The sequence below is a fragment of the Rhizobium sp. L9 genome, assembly GCF_002531885.1.
GTDB lineage: Bacteria > Pseudomonadota > Alphaproteobacteria > Rhizobiales > Rhizobiaceae > Rhizobium.
In genome coordinates this window covers 1-2,533 of the sequence record NZ_NWSZ01000074.1, presented here as the reverse complement: position 1 = coordinate 2,533, position 2,533 = coordinate 1, and the positions used below count along the sequence as shown (strand labels likewise).

The following is a 2,533-nucleotide window of genomic DNA, read 5'->3' as shown; positions in this document are numbered from 1 at the left end:
GCTGCCGACGTCAAGGAAGTGCAGATGCTGCACTGGTGGACGTCTGGCGGCGAGGCGGCCGCGTTGAACGTTCTTAAGGAGGATTTGTCGAAGGAAGGCTTTGCCTGGAAGGACGTTCCGGTTGCCGGCGGCGGCGGTGATGCGGCGATGACGGCGCTGAAGGCGATGGTGGCGGCCGGCACCTATCCGACGGCCTCGCAGATGCTGGGTTATACCGTGCTCGATTATGCCCAGGCCGGCGTCATGGGCGACCTGACGGAGACGGCCAAGAAGGAAGGCTGGGACAAGTCGGTGCCGGCCGCACTTCAGAAGTTCTCCGTCTATGACGGCAAGTGGGTCGCCGCTCCGGTTAACGTGCACTCGGTCAACTGGCTGTGGATCAACAAGGCGGTGATGGACAAGATCGGCGGCACCCAGCCGAAGACCTTCGACGACCTGATCGCCCTGCTCGACAAGGCGAAGACCGCAGGCGTCATCCCGTTGGCGCTCGGCGGCCAGAACTGGCAGGAGGCGACGATGTTCGATTCCATCGTACTGTCGACCGGCGGTCCGGAGTTCTACAAGAAGGCCTTCAACGACCTCGACGAGGAATCACTGAAGTCGGACACGATGAAGAAGTCCTTCGACAACCTCGCCAAGATCGTCAAATATGTCGATCCGAACTTCTCCGGCCGCGACTGGAACCTGGCGACCGCCATGGTCATCAAGGGTGACGCGCTGGTGCAGGTGATGGGCGACTGGGCCAAGGGCGAATTCGTCGCCGCCAAGAAGACGCCGGATAAAGACTTCCTCTGCTACCGCTTCCCCGGCACCGAAGGCAGCGTCATCTACAACTCCGACATGTTCGGCATGTTCAACGTTCCCGAGGACCGCAAGGCGGCACAGGTGGCGCTGGCGACGGCGACGCTGTCGAAGAGCTTCCAGTCGGCCTTCAACGTCGTCAAGGGTTCGGTCCCGGCTCGCACCGACGTTCCCGACACCGACTTCGACGCCTGCGGCAAGAAGGGCATCGCCGACCTGAAGGCCGCCAACGAGGGCGGCACGCTGTTCGGTTCGCTCGCTCAGGGTTATGGCGCGCCTCCGGCGATCGCCAACGCCTATAAGGACGTCGTCTCGAAGTTCGTCCACGGCCAGATCAAGAGCTCCGACGAGGCCGTCACCCAGCTCGTCCAGGCGATCGACGACGCCCGCTGAGACACTGTCGATGACAATGCTTCCCCGCGTCTTCGCGGGGAAGCTTCAGTCCCCTGACGGATATGCGGGGGCGATCATGCGGGGACAGGCATGCTGGCCAGCCCCATGACGACATGCATGACGACATGCAGCGAGGAGATGCATTCCATGAGCACAGTTGCCACCACCGATCCGGTTCTGACGCCGGGGCAGGCGAGCGGGATCTCGCTTCGAAGCCGGCTGCAGGATGCGCTGCCGAAGATCGTGCTGGCGCCGAGCTTCGTCATCACGCTGATCTTCGTCTACGGCTTCATCGTCTGGACGGCCTATCTCTCCTTCACCAATTCCAAGACCTTCCCCTCCTATCAGCTGACCGGGGCGCGCGCCTATCAGCGGCTGTGGCGCTGGACCTTCGAGAGCGACCCGCCGTCCTCCTGGTACACCTCGATCACCAACATGGCGATCTTCGGCTTCCTCTATGTCGGCATCTGTCTGGCGCTCGGCCTGCTGCTCGCCATCCTGCTCGACCAGAAGATCCGCGGCGAGGGGTTGCTCAGGCCGATCTTCCTCTATCCGATGGCGCTCTCCTTCATCGTCACCGGCGTTGCCTGGAAATGGTTCCTCGACCCCGGCCTCGGGCTCGAACAGACGCTGCATCATTTCGGCTGGACGAGCTTCCACTTCGACTGGATCAAGAACAAGGACTTCGTCATCTACACCGTCGTCATCGCCGGTGTCTGGCAGGCGTCGGGCTTCGTCATGGCGATGTTCCTGGCCGGGCTGCGCGGCATCGACGGCGAGATCATGAAGGCGGCTGAGATCGACGGCGCCTCGCCTTTCCAGCTCTATCGGCGCATCATCATCCCGCTCTTGCGACCGATCTTCCTGTCGGCCTTCATCGTGCTCGCGCATATGGCGATCAAGTCCTACGACCTGGTGGTGGCGCTGACCTCAGGGGGGCCTGGCGGCTCGGCCTGGCTGCCGTCCAACTTCATGTATGAATATACCTTCAAGCGCAATGAGATGGCCGTCGGCTCGGCGAGCGCCATCATCATGCTGATGACGATCTCGGCAATCATCGTTCCCTACCTCTATTCCGAACTGAAGGAGAAGGCCCGATGAGCAGCCTCACCTCTGCGATCGGCACGTCATCATCGGCAACGGCCGCCGCAGGAGCGGAGCGCGGCAACAGCGCCCGCTTTATCGGCCGCATCGTCATTTACGGCCTGCTTGTCATCTTCGCCATCCTCTATCTGATGCCGCTCTTCGTCATGCTGGTGACCTCGTTCAAGACGATGGACGAGATCCAGAACGGCAACATGCTGGCGCTGCCTGAGGCGCCGACCTTCGATCCCTGGGT

2 protein-coding genes and 1 pseudogene are annotated in these 2,533 nt (G+C 62.2%); all 3 read left to right on the top strand.

All coding sequences use genetic code 11. The features are described 5' to 3' along the window. On the top strand, nucleotides 1-1,194 hold a 1,194-nt coding region (locus CO660_RS32215; RefSeq protein ID WP_097601871.1), incomplete at its 5' end, for an ABC transporter substrate-binding protein. Nucleotides 1,195-1,341: 147 nt separating this feature from the next. Further along, nucleotides 1,342-2,295: a sugar ABC transporter permease gene (locus CO660_RS32210; protein WP_085777845.1), complete on the top strand. Its 954-nt coding sequence runs from the start codon at nucleotides 1,342-1,344 to the stop codon at nucleotides 2,293-2,295. Beyond that, a pseudogene (locus CO660_RS32205) lies at nucleotides 2,292-2,533 on the top strand (carbohydrate ABC transporter permease); the annotation flags it as partial. The gene CO660_RS32210 and the pseudogene CO660_RS32205, both read left to right, overlap by 4 nt.